The sequence below is a fragment of the Pandoraea sp. genome (assembly GCF_004297875.1).
Lineage (GTDB): Bacteria > Pseudomonadota > Gammaproteobacteria > Burkholderiales > Burkholderiaceae > Pandoraea.
The window spans coordinates 1-25397 of the sequence record NZ_SCSK01000069.1; the positions used below are offsets into that span (position 1 = coordinate 1).

Consider the following 25397-nt stretch of genomic DNA (forward strand, 5'->3'; position numbering starts at 1 on the left):
CTCGACAAAAAGCTCATGCGCTATATCCGTCAGTACAACAAGGATCCCAAACCATTGAAGTGGATCTACGCCGATCCGACACGGCGCATCACCGCCGATTCTTCTGATTCAGTGGACTAGGGCACGACAAGATTGCCGTGTTTGCCTACCGTGCGGGCGCAACTCCTGCGGCGTCGGCGCTCGTGCTGCAGACCACGTTCGACATCAGCCGCTATTACGAGCGCTGCCAGCGCTATCCGGCGGTTTGCCCGGAAGACGGCAACTGGAAAGACGGCGGCCACGACCTGTATCCGGTGCCGGGCACGCGCAAGCTGTTCGTGACCACCGGCGAACGCGTTTTCACGTTCGATCTGGACGCCAACCGGGCGGGTGGCGCCGCGGTGCTCGAGCCCTATGCGCCAATGTTCGCGATCGACAGCACCGTGTCGCGCGCGCTGGAGAAAAAGTCGTCAAAAACCGGCCGCAGCCGTGCCGGGGAATTGCGGGTGGTGCTCAAGAAGGGCGGCGTCAAGAGCATCTCCCAGGTTCCCGGCAGCCGGATCGTGCTGGCCCAGGCGGCGCCCTGGTTCGCCAGCGGCAGCGAGCTCAGCTACCACTACGACCGCAATACGCTGCTGGTGGCCACGCGAGCGAGCGACCGGCCCGATGTCGACCTGAGCGATGCACTCAAGATCCAGCTGCCGAAATCGACGTGGTTCTACAAGGCACGCGTGCTCGATTGGCAAACGCCAGCGACAGAATAGCCCGGCCGGAATAGCGGGCCGGCATCAGGCAGTGGCCAGCGGCACCACTTCCTGGTCGATCGCGCCGAAAATCGACCTGCCCTCGGCATCGGTCATCTCGATGCGCACGGTGTCGTGAAATTTCATGAATCCGGTTTGCGGCGCGCCATGCTCGATCGTCTCCAGCATGCGGCGCTCGGCGATGCAGGCACTGCCCTTGCTGCGATCGACATTGGAAATCGTCCCCGAGCCGACGATCGTGCCGGCGCCGACGTTGCGGGTGCGGGCAATATGGGCCACCAGTTGCGCGAAATCGAACACCATGTCGGTGCCGCAGTCCGGTGCGCCGAATTTCTTGCCGTTCCACTGCACCATGAGCGGCCGGTGCACCTTGGCGTCACGCCAGGCATCGCCCAATTCATCGGGCGTCACCGCCACCGGCGAGAACGCCGTGGCCGGCTTGCTCTGAAAGAAGCCGAAACCCTTGGCCAGCTCCGCCGGAATCAGATTGCGCAGACTCACATCATTGACCAGCATCAACAGGCGAATGCTGGCCAGCGCGCGCTCTCGACTCGCGCCCATCGGCACGTCGGACGTCACCACCGCCACTTCCGCCTCGAAGTCGATACCGAAATCCTCCGACGCGCAGACGACGTCATCGCACGGTCCCAGCAGATCGTCGCTGCCGCCCTGATACATCAGGGGATCGGTCCAGAACTCCGGAGGCATCTCGGCGCCGCGTGCCTTGCGCACCAGCTCGACGTGATTGACGTAAGCCGAGCCATCGGCCCACTGATAGGCGCGCGGCAGCGGCGCCATGCACTCACGCGGATCGAAGGCGAAAGAATGCCGGCCGCGACCATGGTTGAGGGCCTCATAGACCTCCTGGAGTTGCGGCGCGTAAAAATCCCAATCGTCGAGCACCCGCTGCAGGGTGGGTGCGATACCATCGGCGACTTGCGCGGTGGCGAGATCGCGGGAGACAACGATCAGCAAACCGTCGCGGGAACCATCTTTGAGCGTAGCGAGTTTCATCGTGAAATCAGAGCGGACCGAATTGGAGGCGAGGTTAGCACGCCGGCCAAAAATTATGATTAGTTAAATTTATTCTATAGTTGTGAATTACCTTCATGCTTGCCCAGGCGAGCCGACGTATATTTCATGAACAGTGTACCTAACGCCGAATCCGCCGATCTCGAACCGGAAGAAAAGCTGCGCTCCGGCATTCAATCCATCGAAGTCGGCTTCAAGCTGATCGAGGTCCTCACGCATGCCACGCAGGCATTGATGCTGCGCGATCTGGCCCAGTTGGCCGGCATGAGCCCGGCCAAGGCCCATCGCTACCTGGTGAGTTTTCAGCGACTCGGCCTCGTCATTCAGGACCCGATCTCGGGCCGCTATGATCTGGGCCCGTTCTCGCTGCGCATGGGCCTGGCCTGCCTGTCGCGCGTGGACGCCTTCAAGCAGGCCCGGATCGCTCTGACCGATCTGCGCGACACCATCGATCAGACGGTCGGCATCGCCGTCTGGGGCAATCATGGCCCGACCGTGGTGCACTGGATGGAGGCCTCGCACACGCTGCGCGTGAGCCTGCGTCTGGGCGACGTCATGCCGATGCTCACCTCGGCCACCGGCCGCCTGTTTGCCGCGTATTTGCCGCCTCGCCACACGGCTCCGCTGATCGAAGCCGAACTCGCCGAGGTGCAGGGCACGCGGCTGCAGGGCATGCCGACTACCCGCCAGGCCTATGACGCGCTGCTGGACGACGTGCGCGCCCATGGGGCCGCGCGGGTCGAAGGCACGCTGCTGCCATCCATCCACGCCTTCTGCATGCCGGTGCTCGATGCCACCGGCCAGCTGGTGATGGGGCTCCTGGCGCTCGGCTCGGAAGCCCGTTTCGACAGCCGCTGGGGCGGGCCGATCGACACCGCGCTGCGCACGCTGTCGCAACGGCTATCGGCGGATATGGGGTACATTGAAGGCTAGGCCGGTTCGCCAGCCCTGTTTATCCCAAGGTTTTCCGAGCCGGGCAGGCCCGCCCGGCGCCCCCGCATGCCCAGCCGCGCCGCCCAGTCCATCCCGTTTGCACCTGCCTTGCGCGCGCCGCGCAGGCCATGGCTGCGCTCACTGGCGGTGCTCGCGTTCGTGGCCTTGCTGCACCTGCTGGGCGGCGTCTGGTTTGCGCGGCGCGAAGTCATGCCGCCCTCACCGAACACGCCGCCACTGCGCGTCACGCTGATACCCCTTGCGCCGGTGGGTGACGCGCCGATAAAAAAACCTCTCCCTCCTCGGGCGGCGCCGCGTCGTCACGCCAAATCGCCGGGGCATGCCGTGAAAGCCCTTCCCAGACCGCCCGCTCGCCCCGGCCCGACTCCGTCACCCTTGCCGCCCACTGCGACCGGAGAGCAGGCGGCGCTGGGCGGCATGCCGGCGGCAACGGCGCCACCATCAGCCGGGCCGCCGCAGTCGCGCCAGGGCGGCGGCACCCCCTTCGCACCACCGCCCTCGGCCGATCTCGAATACGACGCCTTCGTCAATGGCGTACGCAACCAGACCGGCATGATCCGCTGGCACAACGACGGCCGCCATTACTCGCTGCAAGTTGCCATACCGCTGCTGTTCGTCGGCACCTTCAGCTATACCAGCGAGGGCGGCTTCGACGCCTACGGCATCGCGCCCGCCCGGTATGCCGAACAGCGCGGCAAGCATGCGCCGGCGGTCACCACCTTCGTGCGCGGCGCGCACCCCGAAATCACCTTCAGCAAGGTCGGCACCGTCCTGCCGCTGCCCGCCGGCGCACAGGACCGTTTCAGCATGGTGTTCGAGCTGGCGAGCCTGGCGCGCGGCGACCCCCGCCGTTACAGCCGCCCCGGTGCGACGCAGCCGTTCTATATCGCCGATACCGACAGCGGTGAAATCTGGCCGATCGAATACGTCGGCCCGCAGACAATGTCCGGTCCCGACGGGTATCTGGAGACCCGGCATTTCACCCGGCTGGCGCGCCGCACCGGCGACCGCCGCAAAATCGACGTCTGGCTCGCGCCGGCCTTGGGCTGGCTGCCCGTGCGGATCCGCCAGACCGAGCCCGACGGCACCGAATTCGACCTGGTGCTGCGCCGCGGTCCGGGCGCCGCCAATGGACCGGAACCAGGAACCGGCGCCCCGGTCTGGGAGTCAACGTTTAAACAGCCATGAACGTTAATTGAAATAACCACGTCACCACGGAGCGTTCTCAAGAAATCACGCCTGCAGGCCGTTAAATCATTCAAAGCGCCAGCACTCAGGGCCCTCTTGAATTCGTCCTTAAGAGCACCATTTACGTGCCGAGAATATTTTTGCAGGAATACCGGAGAGCCGTCATGCTGATGATCTACAACAGCCCTAATTACTGCGTCGTGGAGTTTGCCGCTCTGAGCGACAACCGCTCGCTTTCCGCGGGTGGCTACGAGATTGTCGACAAGCACGCGCGTCGAGAAATCTTCCTGGACGGCGAATTGGCCGCCCAATTTCGGCAAGAAGTACAGAAATTGATCGCCACCGAACCCTCGGAAGACGAAGTCGACGACTTTCTTGGCCAGTTCGACAGCCTGATGACACATCCCGTCATACTCCACTGACGTCTCGCTGGTTTACGGCCTACCACCAACCCCGCCGCCGGCGGGGTTTTTGTTTGCGCGGCGCTGGCTCAGCACTGCTCCCAGGGCAAACCCTCGCAGCGCCAGCCATTGGTCGCGTTGCGGTGATGGCGCGCATCGAGGTCGCCCTCGAAGCCGTGCAGCACACCATAGACGAGCGAAAAACCCTGTCGCTCGAGGGCCTCGCCGGCCGCCGCGCTACGGTTGCCGCTGCGGCAGATCAGGACGATCGGCCGGTCGGATCTGGCGCCCGCGAGCTTGCGCACCCCGACGACGAAATGCGGGTTGATTTCCCAATGCGGCCCGTCGTTCCAGGCCACGTGCGCGGCGCCGATCGGATGGCCGACGAACAGGTACTCCATCTCGCTGCGGCAATCGATAAACAGGGCATCGGCCCGCTGTTGAAGCAATTCGTGGGCGCGCGAGGGCGCGAGAAATTCCATTTGGCGTTCCGCTGGTCGAGGTGGCAGCCGAGAAAAAACCCTTCGCATCGTGCGCCCATCAGGGTAGCGCCCGATGCGTCAGGCGCAAAACCATTAGAATTATAGGTTTTAGCGCGGCCTGCGCCGACCGCTGCCGCCCAAAACCGGCAAGCGGCCCGCCGGCACTGCAGCACCGTCAGGACTCTTAGCGATGAACCAAAACGTTTCCCTTCCCCGCGAGCACGCCCAGACCGAACGCGGCTACACGCGCGGCCAGGCCCTGCCCGACCTGCTGCGGCAGCGCATCCTGATCCTGGATGGCGCGATGGGTACCATGATTCAGCGCTACAAGCTCGACGAAGCGCAATATCGCGGCGAGCGCTTTGCCGATTTTCCGCACGACGTGAAGGGCAATAACGAGTTGCTCTCGCTCACCCGGCCCGACGTGATCGGGGAGATTCATCGCCAGTATCTGGCCGCCGGGGCAGACATCATCGAGACCAACACGTTCGGCGCGACCCGGATTGCGCAGGCCGATTACCACATGGAGCATCTCGCCGACGCGATGAACGTGGCATCGGCCCGTCTTGCGCGCGCCGCATGCGACGAATTCAGCACGCCCGACAAGCCGCGCTTTGCCGCCGGCGCCATCGGCCCGACCCCCAAGACCGCCAGCCTGAGCCCGGACGTGAACGACCCCGGTGCACGCAACGTGACCTTCGACGCACTGCGCGATGCCTACTACGAACAGGCCAAGGCCCTGCTCGAGGGCGGCGTCGACCTGTTCCTGGTCGAAACGATTTTTGATACGCTCAACGCCAAGGCGGCACTGTTCGCACTCGACCAACTGTTCGAAGACACTGGCGAGCGCTTGCCGATCATGATCTCGGGCACCGTCACCGACGCCTCGGGCCGCATCCTGTCCGGGCAGACCGTTGAAGCATTCTGGAATTCGCTGCGCCACGCCAAGCCGCTGACCTTCGGGCTGAACTGCGCGCTGGGCGCGGCCCTGATGCGCCCGTACATCGCCGAATTGGCCAAGCTGTGCGATTGCTATGTGTCGTGCTACCCGAACGCCGGCTTGCCCAACCCGATGAGCGACACCGGTTTCGACGAAACGCCGGAGGTCACTTCCGGCCTGTTGCGCGAATTCGCCCAGGCGGGCCTGGTCAATATCGCCGGCGGATGCTGCGGCACCACGCCGGAGCACATCGCCGCAATCGCCCAGGCACTCAAACAGGTCAAGCCGCGCACCTGGCCCAACCAATATCGGGAAGCCTGAGCCCGCCAACCTTACTGCCGAACCGACACCATGCACACACCCATGCGCCTCTCCGGCCTCGAGCCGTTCCGTATCGACGACGACACACTCTTCGTGAACGTCGGCGAGCGCACCAACGTCACCGGCTCGAAGGCTTTCGCGCGCATGATCCTCAACGGCCAGTTCGACGAGGCCCTGAGCGTGGCGCGCCAGCAGGTCGAGAACGGCGCGCAGGTGATCGACATCAACATGGACGAGGCGATGCTCGACTCCAAGGCGGCGATGGTCCGGTTTCTCAACCTGATCGCCTCCGAGCCGGACATCGCCCGCGTGCCGATCATGATCGACTCATCCAAGTGGGAGGTCATCGAGGCCGGGCTCAAATGCGTGCAGGGCAAGGCGATCGTCAATTCGATCTCGCTCAAGGAAGGGGCCGACGCGTTCAAGCATCATGCCAAGCTGATTCGACGCTACGGCGCGGCGGCGGTGGTCATGGCCTTCGACGAACAGGGCCAGGCCGACACCTTCGAACGCAAAACCGGCATCTGCCGGCGCAGCTACGAGGTCCTGGTCAACGAAGTCGGTTTTCCGCCGGAAGACATCATTTTCGATCCCAATATTTTCGCCATCGCCACCGGCATCGAGGAACACAATAATTACGCCGTCGATTTCATCAACGCCACGCGCTGGATCAAGCAGAACCTGCCGGGCGCGAAAGTCAGCGGCGGCGTCTCGAATGTGTCCTTTTCGTTCCGCGGCAACGACGTCGTGCGCGAAGCGATCCATACGGTGTTTCTCTATCACGCGATTCAGGCGGGGATGGACATGGGCATCGTCAACGCCGGCCAGCTCGGCGTGTACGAAGATCTCGACCCGGAATTGCGCACGCGGGTCGAAGACGTCGTGCTCAACCGCCGTCCGGACGCCACCGAGCGCCTGCTGGAAATCGCCGACCAGTTCAAGGGCGGCGGCGCCAAGCGCGAGGACAATCTCGAGTGGCGCAACCAGCCGGTTGAAAAACGGCTGGCGCACGCGCTGGTGCACGGCATCACTCAGTTCATCATCGAAGACACCGAAGAAGTACGCCAGCAGATCGCGCAGGCTGGCGGGCGCCCGATCCAGGTCATCGAAGGGCCGCTGATGGACGGCATGAACATCGTCGGCGACCTGTTCGGCGCCGGCAAGATGTTTCTGCCGCAGGTGGTCAAGAGCGCGCGCGTGATGAAGCAGGCCGTCGCGCATCTGATCCCGTTCATCGAGGAAGAGAAAGCCCGTACCGCGGCCGCCGGCGGCGACGTGCGCTCCAAGGGCAAGATCGTCATCGCCACCGTCAAGGGCGACGTGCACGACATCGGCAAGAACATCGTCTCGGTGGTGCTTCAGTGCAATAACTTCGAAGTCATCAATATGGGCGTGATGGTGCCTTGCAGCGAGATTCTCGCCAAGGCCAAGGTCGAGGGCGTCGATATCGTCGGCCTGTCCGGCCTGATTACGCCCAGCCTCGAGGAAATGGCCTATGTCGCCTCTGAAATGCAGCGCGACGACTATTTCCGCATCAAGAAGATCCCGCTGCTGATCGGCGGCGCCACCACGTCGCGAGTGCACACCGCGGTGAAAATCGCGCCGAATTACGAAGGCCCGGTCGTCTACGTGCCGGACGCCTCGCGCTCCGTCTCGGTGGCCTCCAATCTGCTGTCCGACGATGGCGCGGCCAAATACCTCGAAGAGGTTCGCGCCGATTACGAACGCATCCGCGTCCAGCATGCCAACAAGAAAGCGCTGCCGATGGTCTCGCTGGCCACCGCGCGCGCCAACAAAGCGACCTTCGACTGGTCGGCCTACACTCCGCCCAAGCCGAAATTCATCGGCCGCCGGGTATTCAAAAACTACCCGTTGAACGAACTGGTCGACTATATCGACTGGGGTCCGTTCTTCCAGACCTGGGATCTGGCCGGCCCCTACCCTGCGATTCTCAACGACGAAATCGTCGGCGAATCGGCGCGGCGCGTGTTCTCCGACGCCAAGAGCATGCTCAAGCGGCTGATTCTTGGCCGCTGGCTTACCGCCAACGGGGTGATTGCCCTGTTGCCGGCCAATACCGTCAATGACGACGACATCGAAATCTACACCGACGACTCCCGCACGCAGGTCGCGCTGACCTGGCATAACCTGCGCCAGCAAAGCGAGCGCCCGGTGGTCGACGGCGTGCGGCGGCCGAACCGCTGCCTGGCGGATTTCATCGCGCCGAAAGACAGCGGCGTGGCCGACTACATCGGCATGTTCGCCGTCACCGCCGGGATTGGCGTAGCCGAAAAGGAAGCCCAGTTCCTGGCCGATCACGACGACTACAGCGCGATCACGCTCAAGGCGCTGGCCGACCGGCTCGCCGAAGCCTTTGCCGAGCGCATGCACCAGCGTGTGCGGCAGGAATTCTGGGGCTATGCGAACGACGAGCAATTGACCAACGAACAGCTCATTGGCGAAGCGTATCGCGGCATCCGGCCGGCGCCCGGCTACCCGGCCTGCCCGGAACACTCGGTCAAGCGCGCGATGTTCGACGCCCTGCACTGCGACGAGATCGGCATGAGCGTCACCGAATCTCTGGCCATGCTGCCCGCGGCCAGCGTCTCCGGTTTTTATCTCTCGCATCCCGACAGCACATACTTCAGTGTCGGTAAAATCCAGCAGGATCAGGTCGAGAGTTTCATCCAGCGCACCGGCTTCGACACCAACGCCGCGCGCCGCCTGCTCGCCCCGCTGCTGTAACGAGACGCTTCGGCAGGACCGCCGAAGCGCCTTACCCCCCCCACACGAGGCAATGCCTCGCGTCTTTTTCGCGCGCGTCGCCGGTTCGTCGCGGCGGCGCGCCTGCTTCGTCCGAATTTTGGAGCCACACGCCGATGAATGCGCTGGACAACTTCCACCTCTTGCCGTTTCTCAACACGCTCCTGATTCTGGCGGTAGCCTTCGTTCTGGGCGGCGTCATCGGCTTTGAGCGCCAGTATCGCCAGCGCACCGCCGGGCTGCGCACCAACGTCCTGGTCGCCGTCGCGGCAGCCGCGTTTGTCGACCTGAGCATGCGCCTGATGCCTGGCGACACGCGCGTAATCGCCTACGTGGTGTCCGGCGTCGGGTTTCTCGGCGCCGGAGCGATCATGAAAGAGGGCGCCTCCATCCGCGGACTGAATACGGCCGCGACGCTGTGGGGCTCGGCAGCGGTCGGCGCATGCGCCGGCTCCGGATTACTCGCCGAGGCCGTGCTGACGGCCCTCTTCGTGCTGGCGGCCAACACCCTGCTGCGTCCAATGGTCAACCGCATCAACCGCGCGCCGATCAACGAGAGCGCCACCGAGGCCTCGTACGCCTTGTCGGTCGTATGCGCGCGCGACGTGCAGCGCGAGGTGCTGGCTCAGGTCGAACAATGGCTTGAGCGCGCCAGCTATCCGGTGCGCGAGCTCGACATTCAGCCGTTTGGCGACAACGACATCGAAATCGAGGCCCAGTTGCTGCCGACTTCCGTGCGAAGCGACGAACTGGATCGCCTGTGCGACCAGTTGAAGCAATTGAGTGGCGTCAGCCAGGTGTTCTGGAGTAGCCGTTCGGACGACTAATCTATCGTCAGGCAACGCAGATCTAACACCGGATCATTACAAATGATTACAACTCCTTACAGCATGCATGGAGGAGCATTTTTATACTGAAGGCTCACTTTCCCAAGTGATAGTCCGCCAGGCAAGCAGGATCGCCTGCCGGACACAACCTCGAAAGGAGTGTTTCATGAAAAAATTGACGTTGACGCTTGCCGCAATTTCGCTGGCCGCCGCTTCGGCCCTGAGCTTCGCTCAAGCCAAAACCGAGGGCACCATGGCCAAGAGCCACGCGACCGAGCATGCCAAGAGCAAGAAGCAGAGCAAACATAGCAAGCTCAAGAAGAAAGAAGGCGAAGGCATGAAGAGTGGCGGTGCCGCCGACCAGGGCAGCATGGGCACCTCGGCGATGCCGGCGGCGCCTGCTGCGCCAGCCACCCCCGCCACCCCGGCCAAGCCGCAGTGACAGCACAAGCCGCACAGCGGCGCGGTTTAGGACTTACCTGAACCAACGGACGGGAAATGTCACCAGGGCAAGGCATTTCCCGCTCAAGCAGGCCTTGGTGCGGTTTCGTCGCCGAACGTGTGCCCCAAATGAAAAAAGCCCCCTGAATTCAGGAGGCTTTTTTCATTTGGGCGGGAGCGAGCCAACGCTCGCTTGACCTCGATACGCGGCAGCTGCCGCTCAGACGCCCCACATCACGTCAGCGTTTTCCTTCTTGGCTTCACGCAGCATGTCGAGCAACGGGTAAGCGCGCTGCGACAGTCCCAGCAACTCCTCTTCGTCCCGCTCCTCCGGATCGCTGTGCTCGGCCTTCATTGCTTCGATGTGCTGCTTATCCTGTGCCATCGCCGCTTCGAGCTTGGCAATCGCCACATCCATCTCGGTGTGCGAGATCACGCCGCGTTCCCCCAGCTTCTTGTCGATCAGGCCCAACAGGAAGCGGGCCAGGTCGGTTTGCATGATCAGCGCGGGGGCCGCGGTCGACTTGAAAGTAATCAACATGTTGCACCTACCTTTCTGCTCTTATGATTGAATCCAGGTCTTGGCCCTTGCGTTACGGCCTCTGGAACATGATACACCTGTTAAAATTCACAACTCTCGAAAATGTCTCCTACATCCGGAAAATTCCGGATACTCCGGACTCTCCGCTATGTTGCCAGCACAGAAAAACACTATTGCCGCCCTCTTGGCCGACGCCGTCGCACCATTCGTCGAGGCCGGCTCGAGCTTGCCGTCGATCATCCTGGAGCGGCCCAAAGCCGCCGCGCATGGCGATCTCGCTTGCAATATCGCGCTGCAACTGGCCAAGCCGCTCAAGATCAACCCGCGCGAATTGGCGCAACGCATTGCCGCCGCCGTTCAGGCTGCCCCCCGTGCCGCCGGTCTGATCGAGCAGACGGAAATTGCCGGGCCCGGTTTCATCAATCTGCGATTGAGTCCGGCGGCCAAACAGGCGGTCGCTCGTGAGATCGTCACGCAGGGCGACGCCTTCGGCTGTCTACCGCTCGATAAAACCAGACACGTCCTGTTGGAATTTGTTTCCGCCAACCCGACGGGACCACTGCACGTCGGTCATGGCCGCCAGGCGGCGCTGGGTGACGCGCTGGCCAACCTGCTCGCCACCCAAGGGTGGGAAGTCTACCGCGAGTTTTACTATAACGACGCCGGCGTGCAGATCAATACGCTGGCCATCTCGGTCCAGGCGCGCGCCAAAGGGCTCAAGCCGGGCGACGCCAGCTGGCCGGAAGCCGCCTACAACGGCGACTACATCGCCGACATCGCGCGCGACTACCTGAATCGCCAGACCGTTCAGGCGGCAGACAACGCGCCCGTGACCGGCGCGGGCGAGCTCGACGATCTCGAAGCGATCCGCAAATTCGCCGTGGCCTATCTGCGTCACGAGCAGGACATCGACCTGCAAACCTTCGGGGTTCGATTCGATCGCTACTACCTCGAGTCGTCGCTCTACACCGAGGGCCGCGTCGAGCAAACGGTGCAAGCGTTGATCGCGGCAGGCAAGACCTACGAGCAGGACGGCGCGCTGTGGCTCAAAACCACCGACTATGGCGACGACAAGGATCGCGTCATGCGTAAATCCGACGGCACGTACACCTACTTCGTGCCCGACGTGGCCTACCACGTCAGCAAATGGCAGCGTGGCTTCACCAAGGTCATCAATATCCAGGGCTCCGACCATCACGGCACCATCGCCCGCGTGCGGGCCGGCCTGCAAGGCCTGGGCATCGGCATTCCGGCCGACTATCCCGATTACGTCCTGCACAAGATGGTCACGGTGATGAAGGGCGGACAGGAGGTCAAGATCTCCAAGCGCGCCGGCAGCTACGTGACGGTGCGCGACCTGATCGAATGGTCGGGTGGCCTGACCGAAGGCAATGCGCGCGAGAACCTGAGCGACGCGGCGCGCGAGGACGCCCTGCGGCGCGGGCGCGACGCCGTTCGCTTTTTCCTGATTTCCCGCAAGGCCGATACCGAATTCGTCTTCGACGTCGATCTGGCGCTCAAGCAAAACGACGAGAATCCGGTGTACTACGTGCAATACGCGCATGCGCGCATCTGCTCGGTGCTGACGCAGTGGGGGGGCGACCCCGCCACGCTCGATACGACCGATCTCGGCCCGCTGCGCGGCGACCACGCATTGGCGCTGCTCCAGCAGCTTGCCGAATACCCGGACGCGCTCACCCGCGCGGCCGAGGAACTCGCGCCGCATGCCGTGGCGTTCTATCTGCGCGACCTGGCCGGCGCCTTCCACTCGTTCTACAATGCCGAGCGCGTGCTGGTCGATGACGAGCCGCTTAAGCTGGCCCGACTGGCCCTGCTCAAGGCCACGCGGCAGGTGCTGCGCAACGGCCTGGCGGTGCTCGCCGTTTCGGCACCCGAGCAAATGTGACGGCACGCGCGACGGCGGCCCGATCGCCTCGCGCACTTTGCAGCGGCGACGTTCGCTGGCTGGTTATAATCGAACGTCCTGTCCGATTGAACCCCTGTAAGTACGGAAACGATTCCATGTCCAACAAACGTCGACCGGCCCGCCAATGGGGCGGCACCTTTCTCGGTATCGTACTCGGCCTGATCGTCGGGCTCGCGATAGCGGTCGTGGTAGCGCTCTACATCACCAAGGCGCCAACGCCCTTCGTCGAAAAAACGCCTCCCCAGCCCAGCAATTTGCCGGCCGCGCAATCGCCCAACCCGAACCAGGCGCTGCAGAATCAATCCGGGCTGCCGAACGCCTCGCAGAACATTCAGGTGCCGCTCATGCCGTCCGCGCCGCAGGCCGTGGCGATCCCGAACCAGGCATCGGCTGCCGCGCCGAGCCAGCCTTCCCCGGCGGATATCCTGAATGGCACGACCGGCACCTCGACCGCCGCGCAGCCGCAAACCGGCACGCAGGCCGCTGCATCCCAGCCGGCCGCGGCACCGACACCGGCGCCGGCGACCGCGGCGGACAACGGCAAGTTTGGCTACTACCTGCAGGTCGGCGCATACAAATCCAGCTCCGACGCCGAGCAGCAGCGCGCGCAATTGGCCCTGCAGGGTCTGGAAGCCAAGGTGACCTCGCGCAACGCCAATGGCCTGACGCTTTACCGGGTGCGCCTCGGGCCGTACAGCAAGCTCGATGAGATGAACCAGGTGCGTCAGCGGCTGGCCAGCGCCGGCGTCGAGACTGCCGTCATCCGCTTCACCAAACAGTAAGTCGCATTGAACCCGCCCGGGCGGCGTCTGTCTGATGGAAAGCTTTCCGTCGCAGCCGCCCACGGGCAACATGCGACGATCGCCGGGCGCGGGATGGGCACGGCGATCCCGGGTTTTTATCGCTTAACCAAACACGCACATGAAAAAAATCCTAGGCTCCCTATTCGCAGCACTCGGCCTGGCGCTCGCGCTTCAGGCACACGCCTCTCCGACCGACCCCAAAGCCGGTGTCGATTATCAGGTGCTGCAACCGGCCCAGCCGGTGAATGTGCCCGCAGGCAAGATCGAAGTCACCGAGTTCTTCTGGTACGGGTGCCCACACTGCGCCGCCTTCGACCCCAAACTCGAAGCCTGGATCAAGAAGCAGAATAAGGACGTCGTGTTCGACCGCGTGCCGGTCGCCTTTCGTAAGGACTTCGAACCGCACCAACGGCTGTACTATGCGCTGGTCACGCTCGGGCGCGAGCGCGAGATGACGCCGAAGATCTTCCACGAAATTCAGGTCAACAAGGATTACCTGCTGAGCCCGGCAACGCAGGCCGACTTTCTCGCCAAGCAGGGCATCGACCGCAAAGCCTTCCTGAATGCCTATAACGCATTCTCGATGGGCAGCCAGGTCGCGCGCGCCGACCAGATGATCCAGGCATACAAGATCGACGGCGTGCCGACCATCGCGATCCAGGGCAAGTACATCGTGTCGCCGTCGATCACCGATGCCGCGATGCAGAAGGCGGGCAATCCGCCCAAGACCGAGCAGGACATCTTCACCGCGACGCTGCAAACGGTCGACGCCATCGTTGCGCAGATCCGCGACAAGAAGCTCTAATTCTTCAAGCCGCCCGCCAATCCCGGCGCGGCGGCAATGCTCCATTCGAGGCCGTTCGCCATGCCGCCTGCCTCTGCCGCGCTCAAGGTTTTCATCACCGGCGCCTCAAGCGGCATCGGGCTTGCGCTGGCCCGTCACTACGCGGCCGAGGGCGCCATTCTTGGATTGGTGGGCCGCAACTCGGAGCGTCTGCAGGCGCTCGCCCAGAGCCTGCCACACCCGCACGCCGTTCAATGTTACGCGCTTGACGTGCGCGATGCCGCCGCGCTGCAAGCGGCCGCCCAGGATTTCATTACCCGCTTCGGGTGTCCCGACATCGTGATCGCCAGCGCCGGCATCAGCGCCGGCGTTCATACCGCCGACGCCGCCGACCTGCCTGGCTTCCAGGCGATCATGCAGACCAATTGGCTGGCGATGGTCGCGACGTTCCAGCCGTTCGTCAGCCTGATGAGCGAGCGGCGCAGCGGCACCCTGGTCGGCGTGGCCAGCGTGGCCGGCGTGCGCGGCCTGCCAGGCCATGGCGCCTATAGCGCGTCCAAGGCGGCTGTGATCTCCTATCTCGAAAGCCTGCGTGTCGAGCTTCGCGCGCACGGAGTGGATGTCGTCACGCTCGTGCCCGGTTATATCCGCACCCCCATGACCGACGGCAACCCGTTTCCGATGCCGTTCCTGATGGATGTCGACCGATTCGCCCGCAAGGCAGCCGGCGCCATCGCGCGGCACAAGCGCTTTGCCGTCTATCCCTGGCAAATGCGCGTGGTCGCCGCGCTGCTCGCCGGCCTGCCGCGCTGGCTCTACGACCGGCTGGCCAGTCGCGCTCCGCGCAAGCCGCGCGCGGCGAATCAAGCGGAGCATCGCCCTTCGAATCATGGCCAGTGACGTCGCCTCCACCCCGCTGATCGATGCGGCCGGGCAAGCGCATATGCCAGCAGGCGCGGATGCGCGCATCGTCAGCCTGGTGCCGAGCATTACCGAGCTGCTGTGCGATCTCGATCTCGCGCCGCAGCTCATCGGTCGCACGGGTTTTTGCATCCACCCGCACCACATCGTGCGCACCGTCACCAAAGTCGGCGGCACCAAGGCCGTCAAGCTCGACACGCTGCGCGCGCTGGCGCCGTCGCACGTCATTGTCAACGTCGACGAGAACGAAAAGCCAACGATCGAGCAAATCGCCCGGTTCGTGCCGCACATCGTCGTCACGCATCCGTGCGAGCCCGCCGACAATTTGGCGTTATATCGATTGCTGGGCGGGATCTTCGGCAGGCAACGCCAGGCCGAGGCGCTGTGCGGCGCGCTGTCGGCGCGGCTGGCGAGCCTGCACGCGCAGAATTTCCCGCCGCGCCGCGTGCTCTATCTGATCTGGAAGGATCCCTGGATGACCGTGGCGCCCGGCACGTATATCGCCGGCATGCTGCGCGAGATCGGCTGGCAAACGCTGCCGGCCGCACCGGCCGCGCGGTATCCGGCCTTCTCCCTCGATGCGCCGTGGTTGCGGGATGTCGACCTGGTGTTGCTCTCGAGCGAACCCTACCGCTTCCAGGCAAGTCATGCCGAAGCCCTGCGCGGCGAGCCGGTGCTGGCCGGCAAGCCCGTGCATCTGATCGACGGGGAAATGGTGTCCTGGTATGGCAGTCGGGCGATTGCCGGGCTCGACTATCTGCAGGCTTTCGCCCGGCGCATCGCGGCGGACCAAAGCGGCACCCCGTAGGCGGTTCAGGCCTGGCGCGGCGCGAAGCGCCACACCCCGTCGTCGCCCCGCTGGCGCGCCAGTTCGCCGTCGAGCCACAGCGCATGCAGATGCGCCAGCGCCTCGCCCAAGGCGAAAGTCATCTGATGCATGTCGAGCGGGCGGCGAAACATCACCGGCACGATATCGGCTGCGCTGCACGGCTTGGCCGCGCAGGCTTCGCGCACCTCCGCCAGACGCGCCGCGTGATGATCCCGCAATTGTCCCAGGCGCGTATGCAAGCCCTGAAACGGCTTGCCATGCGAGGGCAGTACCAGGCAGTCGGCCGGCAGCGGCTCGAAGGTTTGCAGCGAATCGAGAAACAGCCGCAGCGCATTGCCCTCGGGCTCGATATCGAACACGCTGACATTGGTCGAGATGCGCGGCAGCACCATATCGCCGGAAATCAGCACGTTGAGATCCTCGCAGTACAGCGACGCATGCTCCGGCGAGTGGCCGAAGCCGGTGATCACGCGCCAGCCGCGCCCGCCGATCGTCAGCACGTCGGCTTCGCGAATGCGGCGATACTGCCCCGGCACCGAAGGCACCAGATTCGAGTAATAGTTCTTGCGTTCGCGAATCTTCTGCAGCGTCGCCTCGTCGGTCAGCCCGTTCGCCTTGAAATGGCGCGCCGCGAAATCGCCGCCGGCATTAGAGCCGTGCGAATCGCCCGAGGACATCACGCGGCCCCATGCGTACTCGCCCAGCGTCATCCACAGGCGCGCCTGCCACCGACCCTGCTCGCCGCCTTCGCACAGCCAGTGCGCCAAGCCCAGATGATCGGGGTGGCAATGCGTGACAATCACCCGCAACACCGGCAACCCGCCGAGCGCATCGTCAAAAATACGCTCCCAGCACGCCTTGATCTGCTCGTGCGTAATGCCACAGTCGACCACCGTCCAACCCTCACGCCCATCGATGCGATCGCGCAGCAGCCACAGATTGATGTGATCCAGCGCGAACGGCAACGGCATGCGCGCCCACATCACGCCGGGGGCCACCTCCCGGACCGTGCCGCCGGCCGGCAAGGTATCGCCCATCGGGTAGTTCAACTGCTGCTCCAGAGCATTCACGAGGCGAGATCTCCTGAAAAATAAAAATGCAGCCGTCGCGATTGCGATTGCGCGGGGCTGCGCTTGACGATAACGTAAACGGCAATTCTATCTGCAAAAGTAAGCGACTGCTTAACAGGAACCCCATGTCCACCTACACCATCACCGACCTCGCGCGTGAGTTCGACATCACGCCGCGGGCGATTCGCTTCTACGAGGACCAGGGCCTGCTGACGCCGGCGCGCGAGGGTCCGGGCGGGCGCCATCGGGTCTATACCACGGGCGACAGGACCCGCCTGAAGCTGACACTGCGCGGCAAGCGCCTCGGACTGACGCTGTCCGAAATCCGCGACATTCTCAGCCTGTACGAATCGCCGAAAGACACCGTGCCGCAAATCAAACTGTTTCTCGCTACGCTGGCAAAGCATCGGCGCGTGCTCGAACAGCAGCTCGAAGACCTGCGCGTCACACTCGACGAGATCGCCCAGCACGAGGCGCAATGCCAGGCACTGCTCCAGGCCGCCGGCAGCGAAGCGGCCGCGGCGCGTGCCGTCCGCGCCAAATCGCCCGCCAAGGAACGCGCCTGAACCATCGCTTCGGGGAATCGGGGGCATTTCCTACTTTACGTTTACGTAAACGTAAAGTAGCATAGGCGACATTCATGATCATGCCCATCGAGGGGCGCCCATGTCAGCCACCGAACTCACTGCGGCCCAGTACGACAAGATCCACGCCAGCTTCGCATCCCAGGGCGTCATGACCGCCTGGGACGCGCGCATGACGGCGCTGCGCGCGGGTTTTTGCGAACTCACGCTGCCGTTTTCCGAGCGGGTCGCACAACAGCACGGTTTCTTTCACGGCGGCGTGATCGGCGCGCTGGCCGATTCGGCCGCCGGCTATGCCGGCTATACTGCGCTTGGTCCCGAGGGCGAGCTGGTCACTGCCGAATACAAGCTCAACATCCTCGCGCCCGGCCTTGGCGATACACTGATCGGGCGCGGCAAGATCGTAAAAAGCGGACGCACGCTGATCGTCACCACGGCGGAGGTCTTCGTTCGCCGGGACGGTCAGGAAACCCTGTGCGCCCTGATGCAGCAGACCCTGTTCGCGCTGCCGTCAACGCCCAAGCGGGCCTGAAGCGCAGCCGCCTCGCCATTCCGTATCCAGGAGACAATCCATGACCACCCTGCCCGGCCTCAAATTCGACCTCGGCGAAGACATCGACATGCTGCGCGACAGCATCGCCAGCTTCGCGCAAAATGAAATCGCCCCGCGCGCGGCCGAAATCGACCGCACCGACCAATTCCCGATGGACCTGTGGCGCAAGATGGGCGAGCTGGGCCTGCTCGGCATGACCGTCAAGGAAGAGTTCGGCGGCTCGGCCATGGGCTACCTGGCACACATGGTAGCGATGGAGGAAATCTCGCGCGCCTCGGCCTCGGTCGGCCTGTCGTACGGCGCGCACTCCAACCTGTGCGTGAACCAGATTCACCGCAACGGCAGCGCCGCGCAAAAGCAGAAATACCTGCCCAAACTGGTGTCCGGCGAGCACGTCGGCGCGCTGGCCATGAGCGAGCCCAACGCCGGCTCCGACGTGGTCAGCATGAAGCTGCGCGCCGACCGGCGCGGCGACCGCTACGTGCTCAACGGCACCAAGATGTGGATTACCAACGGCCCCGATTGCGACACGCTGGTGGTGTATGCGAAGACCGACCTGCAGGCGGGCCCGCGCGGCATCACCGCTTTCCTGGTGGAAAAGGGCATGAAAGGCTTCTCGGTAGCGCAAAAGCTCGACAAGCTCGGCATGCGCGGCTCGCACACCGGCGAGCTGGTGTTCGAGGACGTCGAGGTGCCGGAGGAAAACATCCTCGGCACGCTCGGCGGCGGCGTCAAAGTGCTGATGAGCGGACTCGACTACGAGCGCGCGGTGCTCGCCGGCGGCCCGCTGGGCATCATGCAGGCCTGCATGGACGTGGTGGTGCCCTACATTCACGAGCGCAAGCAGTTCGGCCAGGCGATCGGCGAATTCCAGCTGATCCAGGGCAAGGTGGCCGACATGTACACCACCTTGCAGGCTTGCCGTGCCTATCTCTACGCGGTCGGCAGGCAACTCGACACGCTCGGTACCGAGCACGTGCGCCAGGTGCGCAAGGACTGCGCCGGGGTAATCCTCTACACGGCGGAAAAGGCCACCTGGATGGCCGGCGAGGCGATCCAGATTCTCGGCGGCAATGGCTACATCAACGAATATCCGGTGGGCCGGCTGTGGCGCGATGCCAAGCTGTATGAAATCGGCGCCGGCACCTCGGAGATCCGCCGCATGCTGATCGGGCGCGAACTGTTCGCCGAGACGCTGTGAGCCGTCGCGATGCGGCGCTACAATCGACCTAGCGCCGCGTCCAACTCCAAGCTCCCCGATCGGTATGGCTCACTTCCCCAAACTGCTGTCGTCGCAGATCGCCTACGATGTGGCACGCACCATGCTCGACGGCTTCGACAAGCACTACCGCCTGTTTCGCGACGTCTCGGTCGACGCCAAGGCGCGCTTCGAGGCAGGCGACTGGCTGGGGCTGCAAACCCTGCAGCGCGAGCGAATCGCGTTCTACGACCAGCGCGTGCAAGAGACGGTCGAGACGCTTGAAGACGAGTACGATGCCGAAGACCTTGAGCAGGAAGTCTGGCAGCAGATCAAATTGCACTACATCGGCTTGCTGACCGATCATCGCCAACCCGAGTGCGCCGAAACGTTCTTCAATTCGGTGAGTTGCAAAATCCTGCAGCGCGCCTATTTCAATAACAATTTCATCTTCGTGCGGCCAGCCATCGCCACCGAATACATCGAAAACGACGAGCCGGCCAGCAAGCCCACCTACCGCGTCTATTACCCTGGCCATACCGGCCTGGCGAGCACGCTCGAGCGCATTGTCACTAACTTCCAGCTCGAACGCCCGTTCGACGATCTGCCGCGCGATGTCGGGTACGTCATGCGCGCCATCGAGGAAGAATTCGGCCGCTTCGACATCGCGCCGAATTTCCAGATCCATGCACTCTCGTCGCTGTTCTTTCGCAACAAGGCGGCCTACATCATCGGCCGCATCATCAACGGCGACAACCTGCTGCCCTTCGCCGTGCCGATCATGCACAATGCCGAAGGCAAATTGCGGCTCGATACGGTTCTCCTGCGCCGCGAGCAACTGCAGATCATTTTCAGCTTCACGCATGCCTACTTCATGGTCGACATGGAGGTGCCGTCGGCCTACGTGCAGTTCCTGCGCACCATCATGCCCGGCAAGCCGAAGGCGGAAATCTACACCGCCGTCGGGCTGCAGAAGCACGGCAAGAATCTGTTCTACCGCGACTTCCTGCATCACCTGAAACACTCCAGCGACCAGTTCATCGTCGCGCCGGGGATCAAGGGCCTGGTGATGCTGGTCTTCACGCTGCCCTCGTACCCCTACGTTTTCAAGATCATCAGGGATCGCTTCGGCCCGCCCAAGGAGACCACCCGCGCGCAGATCAAGGCCAAATACCTGATGGTCAAGCAGCACGATCGCGTGGGCCGGATGGCCGATACGCTCGAGTACTCCAGCGTCGCCTTCCCGCTGTCGCGCTTCGACGAGGCACTGCTCGACGAGCTCAAGCGCGAAATCCCGTCGCTGCTCGAATTCGATGGCGACCAACTCGTCATCCGGCACCTGTACATCGAGCGCCGCATGACGCCGCTCAACCTGTGGCTGCAACACGCCACCGACGACGCCATCGACCAGGTCATGCGCGAATACGGCAACGCCATCAAGGAGCTGATGGCCGCCAATATTTTCCCGGGCGACATGCTGTACAAGAATTTCGGCGTCACGCGCCATGGCCGCGTCGTGTTCTACGATTACGACGAACTCGAATACCTGACCGACTGCCAGATACGCGTGGTGCCTGCGCCACGCAACGAGGAAGAGGAAATGTCGGGCGAGGTCTGGTACAAGGTCGGGCCGCACGACGTGTTTCCGGAAACCTTCGAAACCTTCCTGATGGGCGATCCGCGCGTGCGCAAGGCGTTCATGCGGCACCACCCCGATTTCTTCGACCCGGCCCTGTGGCAGGCGCACAAGGACAATATCCTTGCCGGCCAAATGCATGACTTCTATCCGTACGATACGGCCCTGCGTTTCGTCAACCGCTACGAGACGGCTGCCGCGGCCGCCGCGGCCTAGACCATGCGCTCACTCTCTCGACTGCCAAGGCCAACGCCATGACCCCACCGGAAAATTCGCCCCTGATTCATCTGCTCGACGCCAACCGCGCCTGGGTGGGCAGCGTCAACGCCGACGATCCGACCTTCTTCGAAAAGCTCGCGCGCCAGCAAGCGCCCGAATACTTGTGGATCGGCTGCTCCGACTCGCGCGTGCCGGCCAATCAGATCACGGGGCTCGCACCGGGCGAAGTGTTCGTACATCGAAACATTGCCAATGTGGTCGTGCCGAGCGATCTGAACGCCCTGTCGGTGCTGCAGTTCGCCGTCGAACTGCTCAAGGTGCGGCACGTCATCGTGGTTGGCCACTATGGCTGCTCGGGGGTCGGCGCGGCGCTCGACGGCCTGCGCATCGGCCTGGCCGATAACTGGCTCGGCCATGTGCGCGACGTGCACGCAAAGCACCACGATCAACTCAGCGCACTGCCCGATCGCGACGCCCGGTACGACCGGTTGTGCGAGCTCAACGTCATCGAGCAAGTCACCCACGTTTGCGCCACCACCGTCGTGCAGGACGCCTGGATACGCCGCCAGCCGCTCAGCGTGCACGGCTGGGTATACGGCATTCGCGACGGCCTGGTACGCGATCTGGGCATCAGCGTCGCGTCGAACGAGACATTGCCGGCAGCCTATGAGCGCTGTGTCAATCATGTCAGCGCGGTTTGAGACCTCGATCCGACCGATACCACCTTTCGCAGCGCCTCGCGCCAACCCGCCAACCGGACTCAGGAGCCCATCATGAACACCGATTCGATCGTCATCGTATCCGCCGCCCGTACCCCGATGGGGGCATTCCAGGGCGTATTCAATTCAGTCACCGCGCCGCAATTGGGCAGCGCCGCGATTCGCGCGGCCGTCGAGCGCGCCGGCATCAAGCCCGAACAGGTCGATGAAGTGCTGATGGGCTGCGTGCTGCCCGCCGGCCAGGGCCAGGCGCCCGCGCGCCAGGCCGCGCTGGGTGCCGGGCTGCCGCTGGCCGCCGGCTGCACCACCGTCAACAAAATGTGTGGCTCCGGCATGCGCGCGGCGATGTTCGCTCACGACATGCTGCTGGCCGGCTCGTGCGACGTGATGGTCGCCGGCGGCATGGAGAGCATGACCAACGCCCCCTACCTGCTGCCCAAGGCGCGTGCGGGCATGCGCATGGGGCACGGGCAGGTCATCGATCATATGTTTTATGACGGCCTGGAAGACGCCTACGACAAAGGCCGCCTGATGGGTACCTTCGCCGAGGATTGCGCACAGCAATACCATTTCAGCCGCCAGGCCCAGGACGAATTCGCGATCGCTTCGCTGCAGCGCGCCCAGCGGGCCAACCAGGACGGCAGCTTCGCCTGGGAAATCGCTCCGGTGACGGTAGCCGGCAAAAAGGGCGATGTCGACATCGCGCAGGACGAGCCGCCATTCAAGGCCAACCTCGAAAAGATCCCCGGCCTGAAGCCGGCGTTTCGCAAGGACGGCACCGTCACCGCCGCCAATTCGTCGTCGATCTCCGACGGCGCGGCCGCACTGGTGATGATGCGCGAGTCCACCGCCGCGCGACTCGGCCTGTCACCGCTTGCGCGCATTGCCGGGCACAGCACCTTCGCGCAGGCGCCGGGGCTGTTCACCACCGCGCCGGTCGGCGCGATCCGCAAGCTGTTCGAGAAAACCGGCTGGCGCGCGGCCGACGTCGACCTGTATGAAATCAATGAAGCCTTTGCGGTGGTCACCATGGCCGCCATGCAGGAGCACCAGTTGCCGCACGACAAGGTCAACGTGCACGGCGGCGCGTGCGCGCTCGGGCATCCGATCGGCGCATCCGGCGCGCGCATCCTCGTCACGCTGCTCGGCGCGCTGCGCAAGCACGGCGCCCGGCGCGGCGTGGCCAGCCTGTGCATCGGCGGCGGCGAAGCCACGGCGATGGCCGTCGAACTGATGTAACGCCGTCTGCCGCCATAACCAATGCCCCGCCCGAGGAGACTGTCGTGCTGTTGAGCCAGGAACACCAAATGATCCGCGACGCCTTGCGCACCTTCGTGCGCGAGACCATCGTGCCGCAGGCCGCCGCCTGGGATCGCGACGGCACCTTCCCGCACGACGTGCACCGCCAGCTGGCCGGGCTGGGCGCCTATGGCGTGGCCGTGCCCGAAGCCTACGGCGGCGCCGGCCTCGACTATCTGGCGCTGGCGCTGATTCTCGAGGAAATCGCCGCCGGCGACGGCGGCACCTCCACCGTCATCAGCGTCAACAACTGCCCCGTGTGCAGCATGCTGATGGCATTCGCCAGCGAGGCGCAGAAGCAGCAATGGCTGGTACCGCTGGCACGCGGCGACAAACTCGGCGCGTTCTGCCTGACCGAGCCGCATGTCGGTTCCGACGCCGCGGCGCTGCGCACCACCGCCACACGCGACGGCGAGCACTACGTGCTCAACGGCGTCAAGCAGTTCATCACCAGCGGCCAGCACGGCGACGTGGCGATCGTCATGGCAGTCACCGACAAAAGCGCCGGCAAGCGGGGCATCAGCGCGTTCCTGGTGCCGACCGACACGCCCGGCTACACTGTCGCGCGCCTGGAAGAAAAGCTGGGCCAGCATTCGTCGGACACCGCGCAGATTCTTTTTGAAAACTGCCGGATCCCGGCGGCCAACCGGCTCGGCGACGAAGGCGAGGGTTATCGCATGGCGCTGTCCGGCCTCGAAGGCGGGCGTATCGGCATTGCCTCGCAGGCCATCGGCATGGCGCGCGCGGCGCTCGAGGCCGCGCTGGCCTATGCCAAAGAGCGGGAGAGCTTCGGCCAGCCGCTGTTTCAGCACCAGGCCGTGCAGTTCCGTCTGGCCGACATGGCCACCCAGATCGAGGTCGCGCGCCAGATGGTCTGGCATGCCGCCGCGCTCAAGGATGCCGGCTTGCCGTGCCTGAAGGAAGCGGCGATGGCCAAGCTGTTCGCCTCCGAGATGGCCGAGCGGGTCTGCTCCGACGCGATCCAGGTGCACGGCGGCTACGGCTACGTGAGCGACTTTCCGGTCGAGCGCATCTATCGCGATGTGCGCGTATGCCAGATCTACGAAGGGACCAGCGATATCCAGAAGATCCTGATCGCGCGCGCGCTGGCGCAGTGATCGCTCCATGACCCGAATGCCATCGACAAGGACGCTGCCGTGACTGCCACCTCCGCCATCGATTTTTATTTCGATTTTTCCTCGCCCTACGGCTATTTCGCCAGCACCGTGATCGACCAGCTCGCCGCGCGTCACGGGCGCAGCGTGCAATGGCATCCGATCCTGCTTGGCGCGATCTTCAAGACCACCGGCATGCAGCCGCCGGTGCAGTATCCGCTCAAGGGCGATTACATCTGGCACGACTTCGCCCGCAGCGCGCGCTTTCACGACATCCCCTATCGCCGGCCGAGCCGCTTTCCGCTGCCGACCCAGGCTGCCGCCCGGGCCACGCTGTGGGCGCACGAGGCGCTCGGTGACGAACGCGCCGTGACGCTCGCCAAGGCTATCTACCGGGGGTTGTTCGTCGACGACATCGACATCAGCGAGCCGGCCGAAGTCGTCAGGATCGGCACGGCGCTGGGCATCGACGGCAGCGCCCTCGAGCAGGGCATACAGCAGCCCTCGATCAAGGAGCAACTCAAGACCGGGGTCGAGCAGGCCCTGGCGCGCGGCGTATTCGGCTCGCCCTACGTGATCGTCGACGGCGAACCCTTCTGGGGCTTCGATCGTTTCGCGCAGATCGAAGCCTTCCTGCAAAATGGAAAGATCTGAGGCCCGCCCATGGACCACCCGAACCCAAGCCCGCCGGCCACACCCCTGGACTGCCCCTGTGGCGGCGGCCGCTATGCCGAATGCTGCGGCCGCTTCATCGACGGCGGCCAGGTGCCGGCAAGTGCCGAACAGCTGATGCGCTCGCGCTATACCGCCTATGCGCTCGCGCGCGGCGACTACCTGCGCGCCACCTGGCACGCCAGCACCGCGCCGGCCGAACTCGGCTTCGACGACGCCACGCGCTGGCTCGGCCTGCAAATCAGGCAACACGTGCAGCACGACGCCACGCACGCCGAAGTCGAGTTCGTCGCGCGCTACAAAGTCGGCGGCCGCGCCTACCGGCTGCACGAACGCAGCCGCTTCGAACGCGTGCCGCCCGAAGAGGGCGGGCGCTGGCTCTATCTCGACGGCACCCTATTCGACTAACCTCCACCCCATTTCAGACTCAGGTTT

General features: G+C 64.2%; 26 protein-coding genes and 1 pseudogene. 23 read left to right on the forward strand and 4 right to left on the reverse strand.

What is annotated here, in order from left to right; translation table 11 throughout:
- Both EPN80_RS20105 and EPN80_RS20110 read left to right on the forward strand, forming a co-directional pair.
- Positions 1-120: pseudogene (locus EPN80_RS20105) on the forward strand (IS630 family transposase); the annotation flags it as partial.
- A gap of 17 nt (positions 121-137) precedes the next feature.
- On the forward strand, positions 138-743 hold the full coding sequence (locus EPN80_RS20110; RefSeq protein ID WP_293031653.1) for a hypothetical protein: 606 nt from the start codon (positions 138-140) through the stop codon (positions 741-743).
- Between the two features lie 24 nt (positions 744-767).
- On the opposite strand, the gene EPN80_RS20115 is transcribed toward EPN80_RS20110, so the two are convergent.
- Positions 768-1757, reverse strand: coding sequence for a fumarylacetoacetate hydrolase family protein (locus EPN80_RS20115; protein WP_293031655.1), 990 nt, complete (start codon positions 1755-1757; stop codon positions 768-770).
- 126 nt (positions 1758-1883) lie between these two features.
- On the opposite strand from EPN80_RS20115, the gene EPN80_RS20120 reads away from it, so the two are divergent.
- The 3 genes from EPN80_RS20120 to EPN80_RS20130 all read left to right on the forward strand — a co-directional run bounded on the left by EPN80_RS20120 (position 1884) and on the right by EPN80_RS20130 (position 4339).
- A complete protein-coding gene (locus tag EPN80_RS20120) occupies positions 1884-2708 on the forward strand; it encodes an IclR family transcriptional regulator (RefSeq protein WP_293031657.1) in 825 nt (274 codons plus the stop codon).
- 66 nt (positions 2709-2774) lie between these two features.
- Complete coding sequence (locus EPN80_RS20125; protein WP_293031659.1) at positions 2775-3917, forward strand: DUF3108 domain-containing protein; 1143 nt, start codon at positions 2775-2777, stop codon at positions 3915-3917.
- 164 nt (positions 3918-4081) lie between these two features.
- Positions 4082-4339 carry a DUF3567 domain-containing protein gene (locus tag EPN80_RS20130; protein WP_047215190.1) on the forward strand — a complete coding sequence of 86 codons (258 nt, stop codon included), beginning with the start codon at positions 4082-4084 and terminating at the stop codon, positions 4337-4339.
- 68 nt (positions 4340-4407) lie between these two features.
- Here EPN80_RS20130 and EPN80_RS20135 read toward each other — a convergent pair whose 3' ends face one another.
- Entirely contained in the window at positions 4408-4800 is a 393-nt protein-coding gene (locus EPN80_RS20135; protein WP_293031662.1) for a rhodanese-like domain-containing protein, read from the reverse strand.
- A 190-nt stretch (positions 4801-4990) separates the two neighbouring features.
- Here EPN80_RS20135 and EPN80_RS20140 point away from each other — a divergent pair, with 190 nt between their 5' ends.
- The 4 genes from EPN80_RS20140 to EPN80_RS20155 all read left to right on the forward strand — a co-directional run bounded on the left by EPN80_RS20140 (position 4991) and on the right by EPN80_RS20155 (position 10093).
- A complete protein-coding gene (locus tag EPN80_RS20140; protein ID WP_293031664.1) occupies positions 4991-6061 on the forward strand; it encodes a homocysteine S-methyltransferase family protein in 1071 nt (356 codons plus the stop codon).
- Between the two features lie 30 nt (positions 6062-6091).
- Positions 6092-8806: a methionine synthase gene (gene metH / locus EPN80_RS20145; RefSeq protein WP_293031666.1), complete on the forward strand. Its 2715-nt coding sequence runs from the start codon at positions 6092-6094 to the stop codon at positions 8804-8806.
- Between the two features lie 134 nt (positions 8807-8940).
- Positions 8941-9651 carry an MgtC/SapB family protein gene (locus tag EPN80_RS20150; RefSeq protein ID WP_293031668.1) on the forward strand — a complete coding sequence of 237 codons (711 nt, stop codon included), beginning with the start codon at positions 8941-8943 and terminating at the stop codon, positions 9649-9651.
- A 166-nt stretch (positions 9652-9817) separates the two neighbouring features.
- Positions 9818-10093: a hypothetical protein gene (locus tag EPN80_RS20155; protein ID WP_293031670.1), complete on the forward strand. Its 276-nt coding sequence runs from the start codon at positions 9818-9820 to the stop codon at positions 10091-10093.
- A 219-nt stretch (positions 10094-10312) separates the two neighbouring features.
- On the opposite strand, the gene EPN80_RS20160 is transcribed toward EPN80_RS20155, so the two are convergent.
- The gene (locus EPN80_RS20160; RefSeq protein WP_293031672.1) at positions 10313-10633 is read right to left on the reverse strand and encodes a DUF1840 domain-containing protein; all 321 of its coding nucleotides are present in this window, start codon (positions 10631-10633) and stop codon (positions 10313-10315) included.
- Between the two features lie 148 nt (positions 10634-10781).
- Between EPN80_RS20160 and argS the strand changes: the two genes are divergently transcribed.
- The 5 genes from argS to EPN80_RS20185 all read left to right on the forward strand — a co-directional run bounded on the left by argS (position 10782) and on the right by EPN80_RS20185 (position 15876).
- Entirely contained in the window at positions 10782-12539 is a 1758-nt protein-coding gene (gene argS, locus EPN80_RS20165; protein ID WP_293031674.1) for an arginine--tRNA ligase, read from the forward strand.
- 116 nt (positions 12540-12655) lie between these two features.
- Complete coding sequence (locus EPN80_RS20170; RefSeq protein ID WP_293031676.1) at positions 12656-13342, forward strand: SPOR domain-containing protein; 687 nt, start codon at positions 12656-12658, stop codon at positions 13340-13342.
- A 139-nt stretch (positions 13343-13481) separates the two neighbouring features.
- Positions 13482-14168, forward strand: a complete 687-nt coding sequence (locus tag EPN80_RS20175; RefSeq protein ID WP_293031678.1) for a thiol:disulfide interchange protein DsbA/DsbL — start codon at positions 13482-13484, stop codon at positions 14166-14168.
- Between the two features lie 60 nt (positions 14169-14228).
- Positions 14229-15047 (forward strand): SDR family oxidoreductase, encoded by an 819-nt coding sequence (locus EPN80_RS20180; protein WP_293031680.1) that lies wholly within the window; start codon positions 14229-14231, stop codon positions 15045-15047.
- Positions 15037-15876 (forward strand): helical backbone metal receptor, encoded by an 840-nt coding sequence (locus EPN80_RS20185; protein ID WP_293031682.1) that lies wholly within the window; start codon positions 15037-15039, stop codon positions 15874-15876. Before EPN80_RS20180 ends, EPN80_RS20185 begins: the two co-directional genes overlap by 11 nt.
- A gap of 5 nt (positions 15877-15881) precedes the next feature.
- Here the strand turns inward: EPN80_RS20185 and EPN80_RS20190 are convergent, their stop codons facing one another.
- Complete coding sequence (locus tag EPN80_RS20190; protein WP_293031684.1) at positions 15882-16967, reverse strand: MBL fold metallo-hydrolase; 1086 nt, start codon at positions 16965-16967, stop codon at positions 15882-15884.
- A 125-nt stretch (positions 16968-17092) separates the two neighbouring features.
- Here EPN80_RS20190 and EPN80_RS20195 point away from each other — a divergent pair, with 125 nt between their 5' ends.
- The 9 genes from EPN80_RS20195 (at position 17093) to EPN80_RS20235 (ending at position 25370) form a co-directional block, all read left to right on the forward strand.
- Positions 17093-17533, forward strand: a complete 441-nt coding sequence (locus tag EPN80_RS20195; protein WP_293031686.1) for a MerR family DNA-binding transcriptional regulator — start codon at positions 17093-17095, stop codon at positions 17531-17533.
- Positions 17534-17633: 100 nt separating this feature from the next.
- A complete protein-coding gene (locus tag EPN80_RS20200; protein WP_293031688.1) occupies positions 17634-18083 on the forward strand; it encodes a PaaI family thioesterase in 450 nt (149 codons plus the stop codon).
- A gap of 40 nt (positions 18084-18123) precedes the next feature.
- Positions 18124-19305, forward strand: coding sequence for an isovaleryl-CoA dehydrogenase (locus tag EPN80_RS20205; protein ID WP_293031690.1), 1182 nt, complete (start codon positions 18124-18126; stop codon positions 19303-19305).
- Positions 19306-19369: 64 nt separating this feature from the next.
- A complete protein-coding gene (aceK, locus tag EPN80_RS20210; protein ID WP_293031692.1) occupies positions 19370-21154 on the forward strand; it encodes a bifunctional isocitrate dehydrogenase kinase/phosphatase in 1785 nt (594 codons plus the stop codon).
- Positions 21155-21192: 38 nt separating this feature from the next.
- A complete protein-coding gene (can, locus tag EPN80_RS20215) occupies positions 21193-21858 on the forward strand; it encodes a carbonate dehydratase (protein ID WP_293031694.1) in 666 nt (221 codons plus the stop codon).
- A 72-nt stretch (positions 21859-21930) separates the two neighbouring features.
- Entirely contained in the window at positions 21931-23115 is a 1185-nt protein-coding gene (locus EPN80_RS20220; RefSeq protein WP_293031696.1) for an acetyl-CoA C-acetyltransferase, read from the forward strand.
- A 44-nt stretch (positions 23116-23159) separates the two neighbouring features.
- Positions 23160-24293, forward strand: a complete 1134-nt coding sequence (locus EPN80_RS20225) for an acyl-CoA dehydrogenase family protein (protein WP_293031698.1) — start codon at positions 23160-23162, stop codon at positions 24291-24293.
- A 39-nt stretch (positions 24294-24332) separates the two neighbouring features.
- A complete protein-coding gene (locus tag EPN80_RS20230) occupies positions 24333-24944 on the forward strand; it encodes a 2-hydroxychromene-2-carboxylate isomerase (protein ID WP_293031700.1) in 612 nt (203 codons plus the stop codon).
- 9 nt (positions 24945-24953) lie between these two features.
- Complete coding sequence (locus EPN80_RS20235; RefSeq protein WP_293031702.1) at positions 24954-25370, forward strand: YchJ family metal-binding protein; 417 nt, start codon at positions 24954-24956, stop codon at positions 25368-25370.
- The last annotated feature ends 27 nt before the right edge of the window (positions 25371-25397 follow it).

What these genes read in the sequence shown, in the direction of transcription:
- EPN80_RS20115 (WP_293031655.1), bottom strand. Translation starts at nt 1,757, where the DNA reads ATGAAACTCGCTACGCTCAAAGATGGTTCCCGCGACGGTTTGCTGATC.
- EPN80_RS20155 (WP_293031670.1), top strand. Translation starts at nt 9,818, where the DNA reads ATGAAAAAATTGACGTTGACGCTTGCCGCAATTTCGCTGGCCGCCGCT.
- EPN80_RS20140 (WP_293031664.1), top strand. Translation starts at nt 4,991, where the DNA reads ATGAACCAAAACGTTTCCCTTCCCCGCGAGCACGCCCAGACCGAACGC.
- EPN80_RS20235 (WP_293031702.1), top strand. Translation starts at nt 24,954, where the DNA reads ATGGACCACCCGAACCCAAGCCCGCCGGCCACACCCCTGGACTGCCCC.
- EPN80_RS20125 (WP_293031659.1), top strand. Translation starts at nt 2,775, where the DNA reads ATGCCCAGCCGCGCCGCCCAGTCCATCCCGTTTGCACCTGCCTTGCGC.
- EPN80_RS20200 (WP_293031688.1), top strand. Translation starts at nt 17,634, where the DNA reads ATGTCAGCCACCGAACTCACTGCGGCCCAGTACGACAAGATCCACGCC.
- EPN80_RS20220 (WP_293031696.1), top strand. Translation starts at nt 21,931, where the DNA reads ATGAACACCGATTCGATCGTCATCGTATCCGCCGCCCGTACCCCGATG.
- EPN80_RS20130 (WP_047215190.1), top strand. Translation starts at nt 4,082, where the DNA reads ATGCTGATGATCTACAACAGCCCTAATTACTGCGTCGTGGAGTTTGCC.
- EPN80_RS20120 (WP_293031657.1), top strand. Translation starts at nt 1,884, where the DNA reads ATGAACAGTGTACCTAACGCCGAATCCGCCGATCTCGAACCGGAAGAA.
- argS (WP_293031674.1), top strand. Translation starts at nt 10,782, where the DNA reads ATGTTGCCAGCACAGAAAAACACTATTGCCGCCCTCTTGGCCGACGCC.
- EPN80_RS20180 (WP_293031680.1), top strand. Translation starts at nt 14,229, where the DNA reads ATGCCGCCTGCCTCTGCCGCGCTCAAGGTTTTCATCACCGGCGCCTCA.
- EPN80_RS20195 (WP_293031686.1), top strand. Translation starts at nt 17,093, where the DNA reads ATGTCCACCTACACCATCACCGACCTCGCGCGTGAGTTCGACATCACG.
- EPN80_RS20150 (WP_293031668.1), top strand. Translation starts at nt 8,941, where the DNA reads ATGAATGCGCTGGACAACTTCCACCTCTTGCCGTTTCTCAACACGCTC.
- EPN80_RS20205 (WP_293031690.1), top strand. Translation starts at nt 18,124, where the DNA reads ATGACCACCCTGCCCGGCCTCAAATTCGACCTCGGCGAAGACATCGAC.
- can (WP_293031694.1), top strand. Translation starts at nt 21,193, where the DNA reads ATGACCCCACCGGAAAATTCGCCCCTGATTCATCTGCTCGACGCCAAC.
- EPN80_RS20175 (WP_293031678.1), top strand. Translation starts at nt 13,482, where the DNA reads ATGAAAAAAATCCTAGGCTCCCTATTCGCAGCACTCGGCCTGGCGCTC.
- metH (WP_293031666.1), top strand. Translation starts at nt 6,092, where the DNA reads ATGCACACACCCATGCGCCTCTCCGGCCTCGAGCCGTTCCGTATCGAC.
- EPN80_RS20135 (WP_293031662.1), bottom strand. Translation starts at nt 4,800, where the DNA reads ATGGAATTTCTCGCGCCCTCGCGCGCCCACGAATTGCTTCAACAGCGG.
- EPN80_RS20185 (WP_293031682.1), top strand. Translation starts at nt 15,037, where the DNA reads ATGGCCAGTGACGTCGCCTCCACCCCGCTGATCGATGCGGCCGGGCAA.
- EPN80_RS20160 (WP_293031672.1), bottom strand. Translation starts at nt 10,633, where the DNA reads ATGTTGATTACTTTCAAGTCGACCGCGGCCCCCGCGCTGATCATGCAA.
- aceK (WP_293031692.1), top strand. Translation starts at nt 19,370, where the DNA reads ATGGCTCACTTCCCCAAACTGCTGTCGTCGCAGATCGCCTACGATGTG.
- EPN80_RS20170 (WP_293031676.1), top strand. Translation starts at nt 12,656, where the DNA reads ATGTCCAACAAACGTCGACCGGCCCGCCAATGGGGCGGCACCTTTCTC.